Origin of the sequence: Actinospineispora acaciae DSM 45401, from assembly GCF_000620785.1 — a bacterium.
Classification (GTDB): Bacteria; Actinomycetota; Actinomycetes; order Mycobacteriales; family Pseudonocardiaceae; genus Pseudonocardia; species Pseudonocardia acaciae.
Genome location: NZ_JIAI01000018.1, coordinates 82,122 through 98,608, shown reverse-complemented (window position 1 = coordinate 98,608; position 16,487 = coordinate 82,122). Strand labels below are relative to the sequence as shown.

The 16,487-nt window shown below is 72.9% G+C and carries 17 protein-coding genes; 7 read left to right on the top strand and 10 right to left on the bottom strand.

The window, feature by feature from the left end; all coding sequences use genetic code 11:
* Positions 1–2: 2 nt before the first annotated feature.
* Genes N912_RS0142895 through N912_RS0142880 form a run of 4 tightly spaced genes read right to left on the bottom strand, consistent with a single transcriptional unit; the run spans position 3 to position 2,118 of the window.
* Entirely contained in the window at positions 3–281 is a 279-nt protein-coding gene (locus N912_RS0142895; protein WP_156994361.1) for a hypothetical protein, read from the bottom strand.
* Positions 271–633: a Rieske (2Fe-2S) protein gene (locus N912_RS0142890; protein ID WP_028927282.1), complete on the bottom strand. Its 363-nt coding sequence runs from the start codon at positions 631–633 to the stop codon at positions 271–273. Before N912_RS0142890 ends, N912_RS0142895 begins: the two co-directional genes overlap by 11 nt.
* The gene (locus N912_RS0142885; RefSeq protein ID WP_037069558.1) at positions 630–866 is read right to left on the bottom strand and encodes a hypothetical protein; all 237 of its coding nucleotides are present in this window, start codon (positions 864–866) and stop codon (positions 630–632) included. The genes N912_RS0142890 and N912_RS0142885 overlap by 4 nt, the downstream gene beginning before the upstream one ends.
* Positions 859–2,118 (bottom strand): Rieske 2Fe-2S domain-containing protein, encoded by a 1,260-nt coding sequence (locus N912_RS0142880; RefSeq protein WP_028927280.1) that lies wholly within the window; start codon positions 2,116–2,118, stop codon positions 859–861. Before N912_RS0142880 ends, N912_RS0142885 begins: the two co-directional genes overlap by 8 nt.
* A 156-nt stretch (positions 2,119–2,274) precedes the next feature.
* Between N912_RS0142880 and N912_RS58270 the strand changes: the two genes are divergently transcribed.
* On the top strand, positions 2,275–3,630 hold the full coding sequence (locus tag N912_RS58270; protein WP_051581588.1) for an MFS transporter: 1,356 nt from the start codon (positions 2,275–2,277) through the stop codon (positions 3,628–3,630).
* Complete coding sequence (locus tag N912_RS0142870; protein WP_028927279.1) at positions 3,627–4,625, top strand: substrate-binding domain-containing protein; 999 nt, start codon at positions 3,627–3,629, stop codon at positions 4,623–4,625. Before N912_RS58270 ends, N912_RS0142870 begins: the two co-directional genes overlap by 4 nt.
* On the opposite strand, the gene N912_RS0142865 is transcribed toward N912_RS0142870, so the two are convergent.
* The 6 genes from N912_RS0142865 to N912_RS0142845 are packed head-to-tail and all read right to left on the bottom strand — an operon-like array spanning position 4,622 to position 11,915.
* Positions 4,622–5,311, bottom strand: coding sequence for a class II aldolase/adducin family protein (locus tag N912_RS0142865; RefSeq protein WP_028927278.1), 690 nt, complete (start codon positions 5,309–5,311; stop codon positions 4,622–4,624). The two genes, N912_RS0142870 and N912_RS0142865, sit on opposite strands and share 4 nt — an antisense overlap.
* Positions 5,308–6,069 (bottom strand): SDR family NAD(P)-dependent oxidoreductase, encoded by a 762-nt coding sequence (locus N912_RS0142860; RefSeq protein ID WP_028927277.1) that lies wholly within the window; start codon positions 6,067–6,069, stop codon positions 5,308–5,310. Before N912_RS0142860 ends, N912_RS0142865 begins: the two co-directional genes overlap by 4 nt.
* Positions 6,066–6,347, bottom strand: a complete 282-nt coding sequence (locus N912_RS66195; protein WP_037069547.1) for a hypothetical protein — start codon at positions 6,345–6,347, stop codon at positions 6,066–6,068. The genes N912_RS0142860 and N912_RS66195 overlap by 4 nt, the downstream gene beginning before the upstream one ends.
* Positions 6,348–6,358: 11 nt before the next feature.
* Positions 6,359–8,308, bottom strand: a complete 1,950-nt coding sequence (locus N912_RS58260) for a hydantoinase B/oxoprolinase family protein (protein WP_037069544.1) — start codon at positions 8,306–8,308, stop codon at positions 6,359–6,361.
* The gene (locus tag N912_RS0142850; protein WP_028927276.1) at positions 8,308–10,431 is read right to left on the bottom strand and encodes a hydantoinase/oxoprolinase family protein; all 2,124 of its coding nucleotides are present in this window, start codon (positions 10,429–10,431) and stop codon (positions 8,308–8,310) included. The genes N912_RS58260 and N912_RS0142850 overlap by 1 nt, the downstream gene beginning before the upstream one ends.
* A 20-nt stretch (positions 10,432–10,451) precedes the next feature.
* Positions 10,452–11,915 carry an aldehyde dehydrogenase family protein gene (locus N912_RS0142845; protein WP_084211814.1) on the bottom strand — a complete coding sequence of 488 codons (1,464 nt, stop codon included), beginning with the start codon at positions 11,913–11,915 and terminating at the stop codon, positions 10,452–10,454.
* Between the two features lie 78 nt (positions 11,916–11,993).
* Between N912_RS0142845 and N912_RS0142840 the strand changes: the two genes are divergently transcribed.
* From N912_RS0142840 to N912_RS0142820, 5 genes are read left to right on the top strand one after another with little or no spacing between them, the layout of a single operon-like run.
* On the top strand, positions 11,994–12,797 hold the full coding sequence (locus N912_RS0142840) for an IclR family transcriptional regulator (protein WP_028927274.1): 804 nt from the start codon (positions 11,994–11,996) through the stop codon (positions 12,795–12,797).
* 58 nt (positions 12,798–12,855) lie between these two features.
* Positions 12,856–13,689, top strand: a complete 834-nt coding sequence (locus tag N912_RS0142835; protein ID WP_028927273.1) for a fumarylacetoacetate hydrolase family protein — start codon at positions 12,856–12,858, stop codon at positions 13,687–13,689.
* Positions 13,686–14,873, top strand: a complete 1,188-nt coding sequence (locus tag N912_RS64790; RefSeq protein WP_028927272.1) for an FAD-dependent monooxygenase — start codon at positions 13,686–13,688, stop codon at positions 14,871–14,873. The genes N912_RS0142835 and N912_RS64790 overlap by 4 nt, the downstream gene beginning before the upstream one ends.
* On the top strand, positions 14,870–15,727 hold the full coding sequence (locus N912_RS58255) for an SDR family NAD(P)-dependent oxidoreductase (protein ID WP_169748052.1): 858 nt from the start codon (positions 14,870–14,872) through the stop codon (positions 15,725–15,727). The genes N912_RS64790 and N912_RS58255 overlap by 4 nt, the downstream gene beginning before the upstream one ends.
* A 7-nt stretch (positions 15,728–15,734) precedes the next feature.
* Positions 15,735–16,457 carry an SDR family NAD(P)-dependent oxidoreductase gene (locus N912_RS0142820; protein WP_028927271.1) on the top strand — a complete coding sequence of 241 codons (723 nt, stop codon included), beginning with the start codon at positions 15,735–15,737 and terminating at the stop codon, positions 16,455–16,457.
* Positions 16,458–16,487 lie beyond the last annotated feature (30 nt).

Genomic DNA, 16,487 nt, shown 5'->3' with positions numbered 1-16,487 from the left:
CGTCATTCCCTCCCGTCCGCGCCCACCCACGGCTGCCCGCCGAAGCTCTGCCACAGTGCGAGCTCGAAGACCTCCAGGTTCTGCTGGCGCAGCATCGCGGTCGCCGCGATCACCACGTCGGTGGCCGTGACGTCGCCGGCGAATGGATGCAGTCCCTGGCGGGCGCGGTGGACGAACAGCCGGAATGCCGCGGTGAAAAGTCGGCTGACCTCGTCGTCGCCGACCAGGTCCGGCTCGTCGACATACGACTCCAACAGTTCGGCCGCTCGCTCAGGCGACAACGTAGACCTCGCCATCCCGGCAGACCACCTCGAAACGACGCAGCCGAATCCTGGGATCGGCGGCCATCCGCCCGGTGCGTATGTCGTACTCCCAGCTGTGCCACGGACACACCAGATGCGCGATCCCGGGGTTCGCCCGTTCTCCCAGCACCCGGCCCTCGGCGTCCAGGACGGCCTCCATTTTCGGGAAATACTGCCCCTGGCACACCGGGCCACCCTGGTGCACGCATTTGTTCTCGTAGGCGACGAACCCGTCGCTCAACCGGAACACCCCGATCTGGGTGTCGCCGGACACGACGAGCCTGCGGTCCCCCTCGGCGAAATCCGCCTCTCGACCGACGTGCACGCTCATCGGGACCGCTCCTCGCTCACCACGCGCAGCCCGAGCACCAGCACGGGCTGGCCGCGCTGCACCTCACGCCGTTTGGTCAGGTCCAGCACTCGCCGGGTCGCCTCGTCCACGACCAGCTCCCCGGGGTCCTCGCCGCGCTCGCGCGCCTCGACGATGAGCCGGCGCACGTCGTCGAGCAGCTGCGCGGTCGTCGCCTCCGCGTCGCCGGCCCGCCACACCAGCCGCTCAGGCATCGGCACCGACCAGTTCCTGCCACGGGACGGCCGCCGGGGCCAGCCGTTCGAACCCGCACAGCTCGTCGGTCCGCGCGCCGGCGCCGAGCCCGACCAGATCGTCCCGCTCGCCCCGCAGGTACCGGCGAGCCGCATTGATCATGATGCGGCGCATCCGGATGACCGCCACATCGCTGGTGCCGAGATGCTCACGGCCGCGGTCGTAAAGCCTGCCCATGCTTTCCTGGACGGCCTGGTCCTCGGCGTTCACGCCCGCGATTCCGGTGAAGGTCTCCCCCCGCCCCATCGCCTCGCGGTCCTGCAGCCACCCGTTCTCCGCGCGCCGGACCCGGCGCAGCCCGGCGTCCAGGTCGACCCCGGGAACCATGCCCAGCGCCGTGCGCAGCGCGGCCCTGAGGTCCTCGCCGATGGGGTTCTCCCGGTCGGCGATCACGAAGTACATCGCCGTGTTGTGGTCGTCCTCCGGCACGTACGCCTGCACGCTGGGCAGCGCCATCGGCCCGGCGAACAGGCCGAAACACGGCGCCACGAAATGGGACAGGCGGACCAGCCGGCTGGCCTCGTCCCCGGCCCGCCGCAACGCGGCGTAACGGAAGCCGTACGCGGTGTCCTCGATCTCCAGCCGAGGGCTTCCGTCCATCGAGATCGACCCCAGCCGCTCACCGCCGGCCGCGTCGCCGGCCCGGAAGAACAGGTCCTTGTGCAGGTGCGTCAGGTGCGCGGAGTCGATCACGCCTTCCAGCCCCTGGACCCAGTTGCAGGCCACCCGCGCCTTGAACACCACGTAATGGGAGGCGGGCAACAGCGTCCACTCGAAGGCCCGAGGCTCCGGCGCGTCCTGCGAGCCGAGGTAGGCCCACACCAGGCCGCCGCTCTCGTGGACCGGGTACGCCGCGTGCCTGATCCGATGCCGGAACGAGCTCGACTCCGGCTCGGACGGCGTCTCCCGAACCCGACCGTCCGCGCCGATCTTCCAGCCGTGGTAGATGCAGCGAAGGCCGCACTCCTCGTTGCGGGCCAGGCTCAGCGACGCCCCCCGGTGCGGGCAGTGCTCGTCCAGAACCCCCACCCGGCCGCCCGGATCACGAAACGCAACCAGGTCTTCCGAAAGCAGCCTGGTTCGAATCGGAGCGCCGCCGGCAACCAGCTCGTCGCCGCACGCGACCGGCAGCCAGTAGCGCCGCAGCAGCCCACCCATGCCGGTGTCGGGGCCGACGCGACACAACAGCTCGTTCTCTTCGGGCTTCAACATCGCGGCCGCGCCTCCTCGCCAGTAGCAGCGTCAGGAGACTACAACAGCTTCAATCCGAACGGCTAGTATTTGTTTCGCTTTTGCGATCGCCCGCCGCGCTGGGCTGTACGGTGGGTCGGAACTGCCGGCGCGGGGCGGACGCCAGGGAGGTCGACGATGACCGGGACGGTCCACCTCGGCGAGCTGATGGGGCGGCCGCGCATCGGCCCGGTCAGGGCTCTGGTGGTGGTGCTGTGCGCGCTGGTGGCGCTGTTCGACGGGATGGACCTGCAGATCATCGGGCTGGCGGCGCCGGCCATCGCCGCCGACCTGCGCATCCCGGCGGCCAGCCTGGGCGCGGTCTTCTCGGCGGCGATCGCGGGCATGGCGATCGGCGGCCTGGTGCTCGCGCCGCTGGCCGACCGGGTGGGTCGCAAGGTCGTCCTGGTCGCGGCGGTGCTCTGCTTCGGTGCGTTCACGCTGGCCACGATGGCCGCGAACGCCGTCACGGCGCTGCTGGCCTTTCGGTTCGCCACCGGGCTCGGGCTCGGTGCCGCGATACCGTCCGCGATCAGCCTCGCCTCGGAGTTCGTGCCGGCCCACCGCCGCGCCACGGTCGCCGGTCTGCTCTTCGCCGGCTTCCCGGTCGGCGGTGTGCTCGCCGGGCTGCTGGGCAGCCGGCTGATCCCCACCGCGGGCTGGCACGGCCTGTTCCTGGTCGGCGGGATCGCGCCGCTCGTGGTCGCGGTGGTCGTCGTGGTGTCGCTGCCCGAGTCGCCGGTCTTCCTGGTGGCACGCCGGGCGCCGGTGCGGCGGATCGCGCGCACCCTGGCCAGGGTCGCCCCGGAGCTGACGATCGACGCGTCCACCCGTTTCACCGGTGTCGAACAGCGGGAGCGGCGAGCCCCGGTGGGCCAGCTCTTCGCCACCGGGCGCCGGGCGAACACCCTGTTGCTGTGGGCCGCGTCCTTCACCTCGTTCGGGGTGCTCGTGGTCAACTCCTCCTGGACGCCCACGCTGCTCGCCCCGCTCGGCGTGCCGGTCGCACGCACGGCGGTGGCGCTGGCGCTGTTCAACGCCGGCAGCGTCGTCGCCACGGCCGCCGGCGGCTGGCTGATCACCCGGTTCGGTGTCCGGCGGGTCCTCCCTTCGGCGTTCGCGCTGGCCGCGGCCGGTGTCACGGGCATCGGGGTGGCCGCCCCGTCGGTCTCCGGGGTGATCGGGATGCAGATCCTGATCGGCGTGGGCCTGGGCTGCGCCAGCTCGGGCGTCATCGGCCTCGCCGCGGTGGCGTACCGGACGGCGATCCGCTCCACCGGCGTCGGCTGGGCGCTCGGCGTCGGGCGGGTCGGCTCGTTCGTCGGGCCGTTGCTGGTGGCCGCCCTGGTCGCCGCCGCCTGGCCGGTCGCCGGTGTGTTCGCCGTGCTCGGCGCCGTGTGCCTGGTCGGTGGCCTGGCCGCCGCCGCACTCCGTCAGGCCCGTCACGCCCGTCAGGCACGCATGGGCCCGTCGCCGTCAGAAGGGACAGCATGACCCGCATCCCGATCACCCTGGCCTGCTGGGACTACGACCGCACGCAGCCGCTCGCGGACGGCTCGGTGCGCCCGGAGGGGGTGGACCTGACCTACCTGTGCCTGCCGGTCGAGGAGACCTTCTTCCGGATGCTGCGCCACCAGGAGTTCGAGGCCGCCGAGATGTCGCTGTCCTCCTACGTCACCGCGCTGGCGGCGGACCCGGAGCGCACGCCGATGCGGGCCATCCCGGTGTTCCCGTCGCGCGCGTTCCGGCACAACGGCATCTACATCCACGCCCACAGCGGCATCGAGAAACCGTCCGACCTGGTCGGGCGGACCGTCGGCGTGCCCGAGTACCAGCTCACCGCCGCGGTGTGGATCCGAGGCATCCTCGCCGACCACTACGACGTCCCGGTGTCCTCGGTGCGCTACCGCACCGGCGGTATGCACCGGCCGGGGCGGGTGGAGAAGCAACGGCTCAGCCTGCCACCCGAGATCGACATCGCGCCGATCCCACCCGACCGCACGCTGGCCGACATGCTGGTCACCGGGGAGATCGACGCGCTCTACGCGCCACGCACCCCGCGCCCCCTGCTCGAGGGCCGCCCCGAGGTCCGGCGGCTGTTCGAGGACCCGCGCGCGGCCGAGCAGCGCTACGCCGCCGAGACCGGCATCTTCCCGATCATGCACCTGGTGGTGCTCCGCCGCGACGTGTACGAGCGCGGGCGATGGCTGGCCCGCTCGCTCTACACGGCCTTCGAGCGGGCCAAGGCCGCCACCGAGGAGCGGATGAACGAGACCGCCGCGAACCGCTACATGCTGCCCTGGCTCTACGACGAGGTGGAGCGGACCAGACAACTGCTCGGCACCGACTTCTGGCCCTACGGACTCGAACCCAACCGCGCGACCCTGGGCGTCTTCCTCCGCTACGTCCACGAACAGGGCCTCACCGACCGCCGCCTCGCCCCCGACGAGCTCTTCGTGCCCGAGACCCTGGAGAGCTACGTGATCTAGAGCCCCAGTCGGCGGACCAGGTGGTCCCACACCTGGATGACGGCCTGGTCGTGGTAGATGTGGCCGCGTTTGGCGAGGGACTCCTCCGGTCCGGACCAGGTCGGCCAGCCGCCGAAGCCGCGGGTGAGCCATTGCTGGTGGGCGGCGCGTTCGAGGAGGACGGCGGCGACGGTGGCGTGGCGCAGGTCGGGCCCGACCGTGACGACGCCGTGGTTGACCAGGAACACCGCGGTGGCCTGGCCGAGGGTGGCGGCGAGCCGCCGGCCCAGCTCGCGGGTCAGGATCAGGTCGGCGGTGGCGGTGAACCTCGGTACGGACGGTGGCACGAAGTAGTTGGCGGCGTGGCTGACCGGCAGCAGCTCCACCCCGGCGGCGGCCAGCGCGACCGCGTACGGCGAGTGGGTGTGTACCACGGCGCCCACGTCGGGCCGGGCGGCGAGGATCTCGGTGTGGATCGGGTACTCACTGTGTCGCGGCCCGTCGCCGTCCAGCACGGTGCCGTCCTCGTCGACCAGCTGGACCCGGTCCGGAGTGGTCTCGTCCAGGCTCCAGCCGCTGGCCTTGAGCCACGCCCCCCGTCCCCCCGGGTCGCGCGCCGAGGCGTGCCCCCAGATCAGGTCGCCCTGGTCGGCGGTTCCGAGGATGCGGGAGGCGAGGCTGACCAGCTCACGGATGTCGTCGCTCATCGGTGCACCAGGCCGCCGTTGACGCTGATGGTCTGGCCGGTGAGGTAGGCGCTGTCGTCGCAGAGCAGGAAGGCGGCGAGCCCGACCATGTCGTCGGGGTCGGCGGTGCGGTGCAGCGCCTGCGCGTCGATCATCGCCTGTCGCTGCGCCGGGCTGACGGTGCCTCGGGGGACCTCGGTGTAGACCGGTCCGGGCGAGAGCGTGTTGACCCGAATCCCGAACTGACCGAGCTCGTGGGCCATGGAGTACGTCATGCCCTGCACGCCGCCCTTGCTCGCCACGTAGTGCAGGTAGCCCTGCCGGCCCATGAGGACGGCGTCGGAGCCCACGTTGACCACGCTGGCCGAGCCGGACCTGCGCAGCGGCGCCAGCAGCGCGGAGACGACCAGCCACGGCCCCTTGAGGTTGACGGCGAGGACGGCGTCCCACTCGGCGGGAGTGATCTCCCAGAACGGCTTCATCTCGATCGTGGAGAACACCGCCGCGTTGTTGATCAGTCCGTCGAGCTGCCCGTGCTCGTCCTCGACCAGCCGAGCCAGGGCCGCGCAGCTGTCCGGGTCGGCCACGTCCACCACGGCGCAGGTCGCCTTGCCGGGGCCGGTCAGGCCGGCGGCGGTGGCGCGCACCGCGTCGGCGTTGCGGTCGGCGAGCACGACGTGGCAGCCCTCCTCGACCAGCCGGCGGGCGTAGCCCGCGCCGATTCCCTGGGCGGCGCCGGTGACGACGACCGCCTTTCCTGCCAGGCCACGCGCGGTCATCGCAGGCTCCATTCTCGATACGTGGGTTCGTCGGCGGGGACGATCTCGGTGTGCAGCAGCACCAGGCAGCCGGGGCAGAACGCCTGGCGCAGGGCGATCGGGCGGTCGGTGAACCGGGCGGGGTCGGCATGCACCCCCGGTCCGGCGGCGGTGGACGGCCGCTCGGAGCGCCTCGCCAGGTCGAGCGGGGTGGCGCTCGACGTCCCGACCCGGGCACCGCAGTGTCGGCACCCGACGTGCCCGTCGGCGGCGACCGTGAGGTTCAGGTCCACGTCCATGGTGGTTCCCTTCAGGACAGGCCGGCGCGCTCGCGCCGCAGCCGCTGGCGAAGGCGTTCGGTACCGGGGACGTCGACCCCCGGGCCTCGCAGGCGCACGCCGTAGACCTGCTCGGCGCCCCGAGCGGACACCTTCCCCAGCGCCACGTCGCGGGCGACGGCCTCCGGCTCGCGCAGCAGCGGGTCGCCGAGCCCGCCGCCGCCCTGCCAGTGGGTGAAGTAGACGTCGTCCGCGCCGAGGTCGGTCTCCAGGTGCGGCGGCAGGGTGTCCGGCCGGCCGCCGAGGTCCTCCAGCCGGGACGGGATGGTGCCCTCGGCCAGTTGGCGGCGCGCGGACGAGTCGCGGACCAGCACGTCCCACTGGGTCGCCGCCGGGTAGCCCCCGGACAGCCCGGGCGCCTGGGGGACGGCCTTGCCATTGGCCGACACCACGAGGTGCACCGCGCCGGCGGGCGTGTCGTAGGGGATGAAGCAGCTCGAGGCGCCGACGCCGCCCCGGTGGCGGCCGGGGCCGCCGGAGTCGACCTCCTCGCGCCGCCACAGGTACAGCATGGGGAAGCTGAACTCGTTGATCTCCACGTCGGCGACGCGGCCCATCGGGATGCAGTTCTCCCCGCCGGTGTCCACCCCGTCGCCGTCCACCTTGGCGCCCAGCCCGCCGGCCATGGCGTCGCAGAGCATGGTGGCGAACCCGCCGCCGCGCTGGTCGACCCCGGCCAGCAGGGTCAGGTCCCAGGTGCCGCTGCACACGCTCATCGCCGAGCGGCTCAGCTCGGGATGGGTGGCGAGCATCGCGGCGACGGTCTCGGAGACGGCGTTCTGGGTGGCCCACGCGGAGTTCACCGAGGCCTTCCCGATCCCGGCGGGGAAGGTGCAGTTGTTGATGGTGCCGGGTTCGCTGACGATGTCGAGGCAGCGGTAGATGCCGCCCGGTGCCCACGGGATGTCGGGGCAGAGCATGGTCAGCACGATCGGCAGGATCCCGCCGCGCAGCCCGGCCAGGGTGCAGTTGATGATGCCTTCGACCTGCGGGTCGGTGCCGGTGAAGTCGAAGCTCAGCCGGTCGGCGCGCTTGGTCATCCGCACGACGATCTTGTGGATGTCCCGGTCGCCGGCGCGGGCGCCGTCCTGGTGGGCGACCGAGGACCACTCGCCGTCGGGCAGCAGCCGCAGCTTGGCCCGCAGCCGGGTCTCGGCGTCGGCCATCATGCGTTTCATCACGGCCTTGACGGTGTCCGGCCCGTACTTGTCGATCAGGGCGGTGAGCCGCTCGTGGGCGACGTTGTTGGCGCCGATCTTGGCGCGCAGGTCCAGCCCGACCAGCTTGGGGACCCGCGAGCGGCGCAGGTACATGTCCTCGACGTCGGCGCGCAGCCGGCCACGCTCGACGATGGCCACCGGCGGGATGGGCAGCGACTCCCAGAACACGTCGTGGCCCTCGACCGACCAGCTGCCCGGGGAGACCCCGCCGAGGTCGACCTGGTGGGCCACCGCGCCGGTCCAGCAGAACAGCCGGCCGTCGTGGAACAGCGGTGCGAGGACCGTGACGTCGTTCTGGTGCAGCCCGCCGCCGATCCACGGGTCGTTGAGCAGGAACTGGTCGCCGGGGTGGATCCCCGGGCTGGTCGACCGGTTGGCCAGGGTCCAGCGGGCCGCCATGTCCAGCGAGGCGCCGAGCTGCATGTTGTACAGGCCGACCTGCACGGTCTCGCCGGCCTCGTCCATGATCCCGGCGCCGAAGTCGTTGCAGTCGGTGACCACGACCGACCCGGACATGCGCTTGATCGCGTCGCCCATGTCGTCGGTGATCGCCACCAGCCGGTGCCGGATCACCTCGTAGGTCAGTGCGTCGACGTCCCGCTCCCCCCGGTGCAGGGTGAGCTCGCCGAAGGTCTGCTCGGGGTCGAGCGGCGCCGAGGGCTGGGCGAACCGCTCGGAACCGGCGATCGGGATGACGGGCATCACGCGCTCTCCTTCCCGGACGTGAGGTCGAGAACCAGGTTTCCCAGCCGATCCACCACACCGCGGGTGCCCGGCGGCAGCGCCACGGTGGTGGTGGGCGCCTCGACGATGGCGGGGCCGTCGATCCGGTGGCCGGCGCCGAGCGCGCGGTAGTCGTAGATCGCGGTCCGCTGGACGCCGTGGGTGATGTCCAGCAGCACCTCGCGGGTGCCCGACGAGATCGGCTCGCCGGCGCGAGGGGCGTGCTGGGGCAGCTCGGGGCGGATCGGCAGGGTGCCGACGGCGCGGACCCGATAGGTGATCACTTGCAGCCCGGCGTCCGGGAACCCGGTGCCCTTTCCGTAGAGCTCCTCGTAGCGCCGTTCGAACTCGGCGCCGACCAGGGTGACCGCGTCCGCGTCGAGCGCTCCGGCCGGCACCGGGGTGGACACCTCGGCCAGCTGCATGGTGTAGCGCAGGTCGGCCTCGCGCTCGTAGCGGATCGCCCGGAAGGCCAGGCCCTGCTCGGCCAGCCGGTTCTCCAGCTCGGCCTCCAGGCCACGGAACGCCTCGGTGAACGCCGACGGGTCGACCGGCATCGCGGCCGGCTCGGACCGTTCGGCGGTGAGCACGATGTCCGAGGTGGCCAGCCCGTAGGCGGAGAACACCGCCGCGGTGGAGCCGAGGGGCACGACGACCTGGCGCGCCCCGAGGTCGCGGGCGTAGCGGGCGCAGTGCATCGGGCCGGCGCCGCCGAACGCGTAGAGGGAGAAGTCCCTGGGGTCCTGGCCGGAGTTGACCACCACCTTGCGCACCAGGTCGGCGGTCTGGGCGTTCTGGATCTCGTAGACGGCGGCGGCCGCCTCGTCGACGGACATGCCCAGCGGGCCGGCCAGGCGCTCGGCGATGGCATCGCGGGCGAGCGAGGTGTCCAGCTTCTTGCGGCCGCCCAGGAAGTTCGCCGGGTTGATGATGCCGAGCACCAGGTCGGCGTCGGTGACGGTGGGCTCGGTGCCGCCCTCGCCGTAGCAGGCCGGCCCGGGCCGGGCGCCGGCGCTGCGCGGCCCCACCCTGAGGTTCCCGCCGGGGTCCACCCAGGCGATCGCGCCGCCCCCGGCGCCGATGGTGTGCACGTCGACCATGGGGGTGCTGATCGTGTACTGGTTGAGCACGGCACCGCTGGTGCGCACCGGCGCGCCGTCGACCACCAGGCCGACCAGGAACGTGGTGCCGCCCATGTCGGTGGAGATGATGTTGCCCGGTTGGTCGGCACGGCGGAGTGCCTCGGCCATCCGGGTGCAGCCCACCACCCCGCCGGTGAGCACCGAGCCGATCGTGGTCACCGCGCGGGCCGGCGCGTCGGTTGCGCTCACGCAGCCGCCGGAGCCCTGCATGACCAGCAGCGACCCGGCGAGCCCTCGCTTGCGCAGGGTGGCCTCCAGCGGACGCAGGTAGCCGGCCAGCCTCGGCCCCACCTGGGTGTTCATGATCGTGGTGACGCTGCGCGAGTACTCCCGGATCCGGGGGCTGACCTCGCTGGACAGCGCCACGTACAACCCCGGCGCCTCCTCGTGGATCAGCTCGCGCACCCGCCGCTCGTGCGTGTCGTTCCGGAACGACCACAGCAACGACACCGCGATGGCCTCCACGCCGTCGGCGAGCAGTTCCCGGACCGCGCGGCGCACCCCGTCCTCGTCCAGCCCGACGACCACCGCGCCCTTGTAGTCGACCCGCTCGTCGACCTCTTTGATCAGGTGGCGGGGCACCAGGGCGGGAGGCTTGGCGGTGCGGGCCATGTGCTGGATGTCCTCGCTGCCCAGCCCCGCGTAGCGGCCCTCCAGGTTCATGATGCTGATCGAGTCGGCGTGGCCCCGGGTGGTCAGGAAGCCGACCCGCGCCACGTCCCCGGTGACCAGCGAGTTCAGCGTCGAGGTCGTGCCGTGCACTATGTAGTCGGTCTGGTTGAGCAGCCGCTCCACGGGGATGTCCAGCTCGACCGCCAGCTCGTCGACGGCGTTGAGGAAGCCCTCGGCGAAGTCGGGCGGGGTGGACGGGGTCTTGGCGGCGGCGAGCCGGCCGCGTTGGTCCGCGACGAACGCGTCGGTGAACGTGCCGCCGGTGTCGATGCCAATGACGTAAGCCACGAGAGCCTCCGGGATACGGGTCAGCGGCGGAACATGACGTTGATCGCCTTGAGGTCGGTGTAGCTGAGCAGCTCCTCCAGGCTTTCCTCACGCCCGACGCCGGAGCCCTTGACCCCGCCGAAGGGGACGTTCGGGAAGTGCCGCGAGGAGCCGTTGATCCAGGTGTGGCCGGCCTCGAACTCCCGCACCACCCGGTGCGCCCGGTCGAGGTCGCGGGTCCACACGCTGGCGGTCAGCCCGTACTCGACGCCGTTCGCGATCTCGATCGCCTCGCGCTCGTCGTCGAACGGGATCACCGACAGCAGCGGCCCGAACACCTCCTCCTGGGCGATCCGGGAGGTCGGGGTGACGTCGGTGAGCACGGTGGGCGCCACGTAGAGCCCGCGCTCGAAGCCGGGTCCGCCGCCGGTGGCCACCTTGGCGCCCTCGCCGACCGCGATGTCGATGTAGCGCAGCGACTTCTCGTACTGCGCGCGGTTGATCATCGTGCCCTGCTCGGACCACTCGGCCAGCGGATCGCCGATCCGGCGGGCCTCGACCAGCTCCACCACCCTGGCGACCAGCCGGTCGTGCACCTCGCGCTGCACCAGCAACCGGGAGTTGGACCCGCAGGACTGGCCGGACCAGGTGAAGTTCATGCCGAACACCGCGCCCTCGGCGGCCGCCTCCAGGTCGGCGTCGGCGAAGACCACCATGGCGTTCTTCCCACCCAGCTCCAGCGTCACGTCCTTGACCCCGGACTCCGCTGCCGCCCGCTGGATCGCCCGCCCGGTCGGCTCCGAACCGATGAACCCGATCCGGCGCACCTTCCGGTGCCGCACCAGCGCGTCCGGCACCGCCGGCCCGTCACCCACCAGCACCGACAGCACGCCGGGCGGGAACACCTCGGCGGCCAGCTCGCCGAGCCGCAGCGCCGACAGCGGGGCCGCCTCCGGCGGCTTGAGCACCGTGGGGTTCCCGGCCACCAGTGGCGCGCCGACCTTGCAGGCGAACATCAGCGGGTGGTTGTACGGCACGATCCGCGCGACCACCCCGACCGGCTCGCGCACCGTGAGGTGCAGCGCGTCGCTGGCCGGGATCGTGGTGCCCTTCAGCTCCAGCGCCAGCCCGGCGAACATCCGCAGCTGCGCGGCGGCCACCGCGACGTCGGCCCGGGAGTTCGAGATCGGCGAGCCGGCGTCGATCGTGTCCAGCAGCGCCAGCTCCTCGCCGTGCCGCTCCACCAGGTCGGCCAGCCGGCGCACCAGCGCCGCGCGTTCGGTCGCGGTCGTGTCGCGCCAGGCCCGGCGGGCGCCATGAGCCGCGGCCACGGCGTCGTCCACGTCGGCCTGGCCGGCGTCGGGCACCTCGGCGATCACGGTCTCGGTGACCGGGCTGACCCGCCGGAACGTGCGCCCGCTCCGGGCCGCGCGCAGCTCCCCGCCGGCCAGCAACCGCCACTCCCGGTCCAGCGCCCGCGCCACCGGTGCCGGCAACTCCGCCATGTCGACTCCTTCCCGGTCCGCTCGGTGATGCCGGCCACTGTCCCGGCCGCTCCCGCCCGGACTCCATAAAATTCCTCTATGCAGAAGATGCAGCTGCAGAAGCGGCCGGCCTACCTGGTGACCTCGGTGGACAACACGCTGCGGCTGCTGCAGATGCTGCGCGACGAGGGGCGGCTGCGGCTCAAGGACGCCGCCGAGGAGCTGGGGGTGGCCCAGTCCACCGCGCACCGGCTGTTGTCCATGCTGGTCTTCCGGGGGTTCGCCATCCAGGACGAGCATCGCGCCTACCTGCCGGGACCCGGGATGGGCAACGGCCCGGCCGGGCTGAGCTGGGCCAGGGAGCTGCGCGACCTCGCCGCCCCGCACCTGGAGGCGCTGTCCGACCGGCTCGACGAGACGGTCAACCTGGTGATCAGGGCCGGCACCAGGGTCCGGTTCCTGCTCAGCGTCGAGGCCCGCAACGTGCTGCGGGTCAGCGACCGGCAGGGCACCGTGCTGCCCGCCCGCCGCGCCTCCGGCGGCAAGGCGCTGCTCGCCGAGCTGGACGAGGCCACCCTGCGCCGGCTCTACCTCGGCGCCGGCTCGGAGCTGGCCGGGGAGCGGCTCGACGAGCCCACCTTCACCGCGCTGCTCGACGAGCTCGCCCGGGTGCGGCACAACGGGTACGCGCTCAACATCGAGGAGACCGAGTCCGGCGTCGCGGCGGTCGGCATGGCGGTGGTCGCGCGGCGGCCCTCGGCCATGGCGGCGTTCTCCGTCTCCACCCCGCGAACGCGGTTCCGGTCCCTGTTCGAGGGCCGGGCCGTCGAGCTGATGCGCGAGGTCCGCCAGGAGCTGGAACACGACCTGCGGGCCGCCGGCCTCGGCGCCGACGACGGCTGACTTCTTCAGAGCAGAAGTTTGGACGGCTCCCGGCGGGCGGGGTCGTAGGTTCCGGCCCGTGAAGTTGACCACCTTCCGCGCCCGGGCCGGCACCCGCGCGGGCCGCGTCGCCGAGGACGGGCGGACAGTCGTCGAGCTGGATGCGCCCGACCTAGGGACGCTGCTGGCCGATCCGAGGTGGCGCGAGGCCGCCGCCCGCTCCGACGGCCCGCGCCACCGCCTCGGCGACGTCTCGCTGGCCCCGCTCGTGCCCCGTCCCGGCAAGATCCTCTGCGTCGGGCTGAACTACCGCACCCACATCCTGGAGATGGGCCGCGAGCTGCCGGAGCATCCCACGCTGTTCGCCAAGTTCGCCGAGGCCCTGGTCGGCCCGGACGATCCCATCACCCTCGATCCGGCGTCCCGGGCCGTGGACTGGGAGGCCGAGCTGGCGGTGGTCGTCGGTGCGCCGGTGCGCCGGGCGAGCGGGCCGGAGGCGGAGGCGGCGATCGCCGGGTTCGCCGTGCTCAACGACGTCACCATGCGCGACTGGCAGTACCGCTCACCGCAGTGGCTGCAGGGCAAGACGTTCGAGGCCAGCACGCCGTTCGGGCCGGTGCTGGTGACCCCGGACGAGCTGCCCGGCGGCACCCGCCCCAGCCTGGAGCTGTCCGCCGCCGTGGACGGGGAGGTCGTGCAGTCGGCCAACACCGCCGACCTGGTGTTCGACCCGGTGGCCCTGGTCGGCTACCTGTCCCGGATCCTCACCCTGCGGCCGGGCGACGTCATCGCCACCGGCACGCCGGGCGGGGTCGGCCACGCCCGCAGCCCCCGCCGCTACCTCACCGAGGGCGCGACGCTCGTCACCGAGATCGAGCACATCGGCCGGCTGCGCAACGCGGTGCGGGCATGAACGCTTCTCCCGACACCGACGTGGTCGTCGTCGGCGGCGGCATCGGCGGGCTCGGCGGCGCGCTGGCGCTGGCGCTGGCCAGGCCTGGGCTGCGGGTCCGGGTGCTGGAGCAGGCCGCGCGGTTCGGCGAGGTGGGCGCCGGGCTCCAGCTCGCGCCGAACGCGACCCGTGTGCTGCGCGGCTGGGGGCTGCTCGACGACGTCGTCGCCCACGGCGTGCTCCCCCGGCGGCTGGTGATGCGCGACGCGGTCGACGGGCGCGAGCTCACCCACCTCGACCTCGCCGACCTGGAGCGGCGCTACGGGGCGCCGTACGTCGTCATCCATCGCGGCGACCTGCATGCGATCCTGCTGCGGGCCTGCCGCGCCGAGGGGGTCGAGCTGGTCACCGACGCGGAGGTTCGCGACGTCGAGCTGGGCAGCGGCCGGGCCAGCGCCGTCACCGCCGACCGGCGCGACACCGCCAGCATCGTGGTGGCGGCCGACGGGCTCGGCTCGCGGCTGCGCGCGCGGATCAGCGACGACGAGCCGATCAGCTCGGCGTACGTCGCCTACCGGGGCGCCGTGCCCGTCCACGAGCTGCCCGGCGACCCGCACCTTCGGGACGTCGTGGTCCACATCGGGCCGCGCTGTCACCTTGTGCAGTACCCGCTGCGCCGGGGCGAGCTGTTCAACCAGGTGGCGGTGTTCCGGTCGGCCCGCGCGCTGGCCGGCGAGGCCGAGTGGGGCACGCCGGACGAGCTGGACGCGGCCTTCGCGGCGACCTGCGCGCCGGTCCGGGACGCGCTGCCCCTGCTCTGGCGGGACCGATGCTGGCGGATGTTCGACCGCGAACCGATCGACGGCTGGGTCGACGGCCGGCTGGTGCTCATGGGCGACGCCGCCCATCCGATGCTCCAGTACCTCGCCCAGGGCGCCTGCCAGGCTCTGGAGGACGCCCACAGCCTGGCCACCCAGCTGACCAGGCACACCGGCGACGGCCGGGTCGACTGGGACGGCGCGCTGCGGCGCTATGCCGAGGAACGGTCTCCGCGCACCGCTCGCGTGCAACGGACCGCGCGGCGGTGGGGCGAGCTCTGGCACTGCGACGGGCTGTTCCGCTCGGTGCGCAATGCGCTGCTCACCGACCGGGACCCCGCCGACTACCGCCACATCGACTGGCTCTACCAGGTAGGACACCAATGACCATGGATGGACGAGGCCGCGCGGTCGTGGTGACCGGAGCGGCGGACGGGCTCGGCCTGGCGATCGCCACCCGGTTCGCGGAGCTGGGCGACCGGGTGGCGCTGCTGGACATCGACGGCGAGCGGCTGGCCGCCTCGGTGCGGCGGCTGCGGGCGGCGGGCCACCAGGTGGCCGGCTTCCCGGCGGACGTCACCGATGAGACGGCGGTGAGCGACGCGGTCGCGGCGGCCGTCGAGCGGTTCGGGCCGGCGCGGGTGGCGGTCAGCAACGCGGGCATCGCGCCGAACGCGCCGGTGCTGGACTGCTCCAAGGCTCGGTGGGACCGGGTCATCGACGTCAACCTCACCGGCACCTTCCTGTTCACCCGGGCTGTCGGGCGGGCGATGGTGGACGCCGGCGAAGGCGGGGCGATCTGCTGCATGTCCAGCGGCGCGCACCGCCTCGGACGGGTGGGCGCGGCGGCGTACTGCGCGTCCAAGGCGGGGATCGTCATGTACGCCAAGGTGCTCGCGATGGAGCTGGGCGAGCACGGGATCAGGGTGAACGTGGTCGCGCCCGGGTTCGTCGACCACGGCTACCGGGAGGGCCTCGGTGACTTCGTCTCCGGCGACTACGCGGAGGCGATGGCGGCGGCCACCCCGCTGAACCGGCGCGGGGCGGCGACGGATGTGGCCGGGGCCGTCGAGTACCTGTGCTCGGACGCGGGCGGGTACATCAGCGGCGCGGTGCTGGCGGTCGACGGCGCCAGCTCGGCGGGCCGGTTCCACATTCCGTGGAGTGGTACGGAGCGCGACCCCGCACCGGTCGACAAGCGACCACCAACAGAGCGCTCATCAAGCCCCGCCGGCGAGTGAGGCGAGAATGGAGCTCGGTGATGTCGCGGTGGTCACCGGGGCGGCCGGCGACATCGGCGCGGCGATCTGCCGGCGGCTGGCCGCGGACGGCGCCACGGTGTGGGCACTCGACCGGCGAGCCGGCCAGGCCGCCTCGATCCAGGTGGACGTGACCGACTCGGGAGCGGTGGACGCCGCCTTCGCCCGGATCGAGGAACGCGAGGGCCGGATCGACGCGCTGGTCAACGCGGCCGGCGGCCCGGGCGGCGCGCGACACGGCCTCGACGAGGTCTCCGACCAGGACTGGCACGCGGTCACCGCGCTCAACCTGGACGGGGTGTTCCACTGCACCCGCGCGGCGGTGCGCGCCATGAAGCGGGCCGGCGGCGGATCGATCGTGAACATCTCCTCCGGCGCCGGCCGCACCTACTCCCGCACCGGCGTCCAGGCGTACGCGGCGGCCAAGGCCGGCGTCATCGGGTTCACCCGGCAGGTGGCGCGCGAGCTCGGGCCGGCCGGGATCCGGGTCAACTGCGTCGCGCCCGGCCTGATCTGGGCGGCGCCGACCCGTATCGAATGGGAGCGGATGTCCGAGGCGGCCCGGGAACGTCACCTCGAAGGGGTAGCGCTCGGGCGGGTCGGCGAACCCGACGACATCGCCGGACCTGTCGCGTTCTTTCTTTCCGACGATGCCCGATACGTGACGGGCCAGACGATAAGCGTGGACGGCGGCGCCGTCATGCTCGGCTGATTCGATCTGAAACCCGGCTGTTAGTGTCGG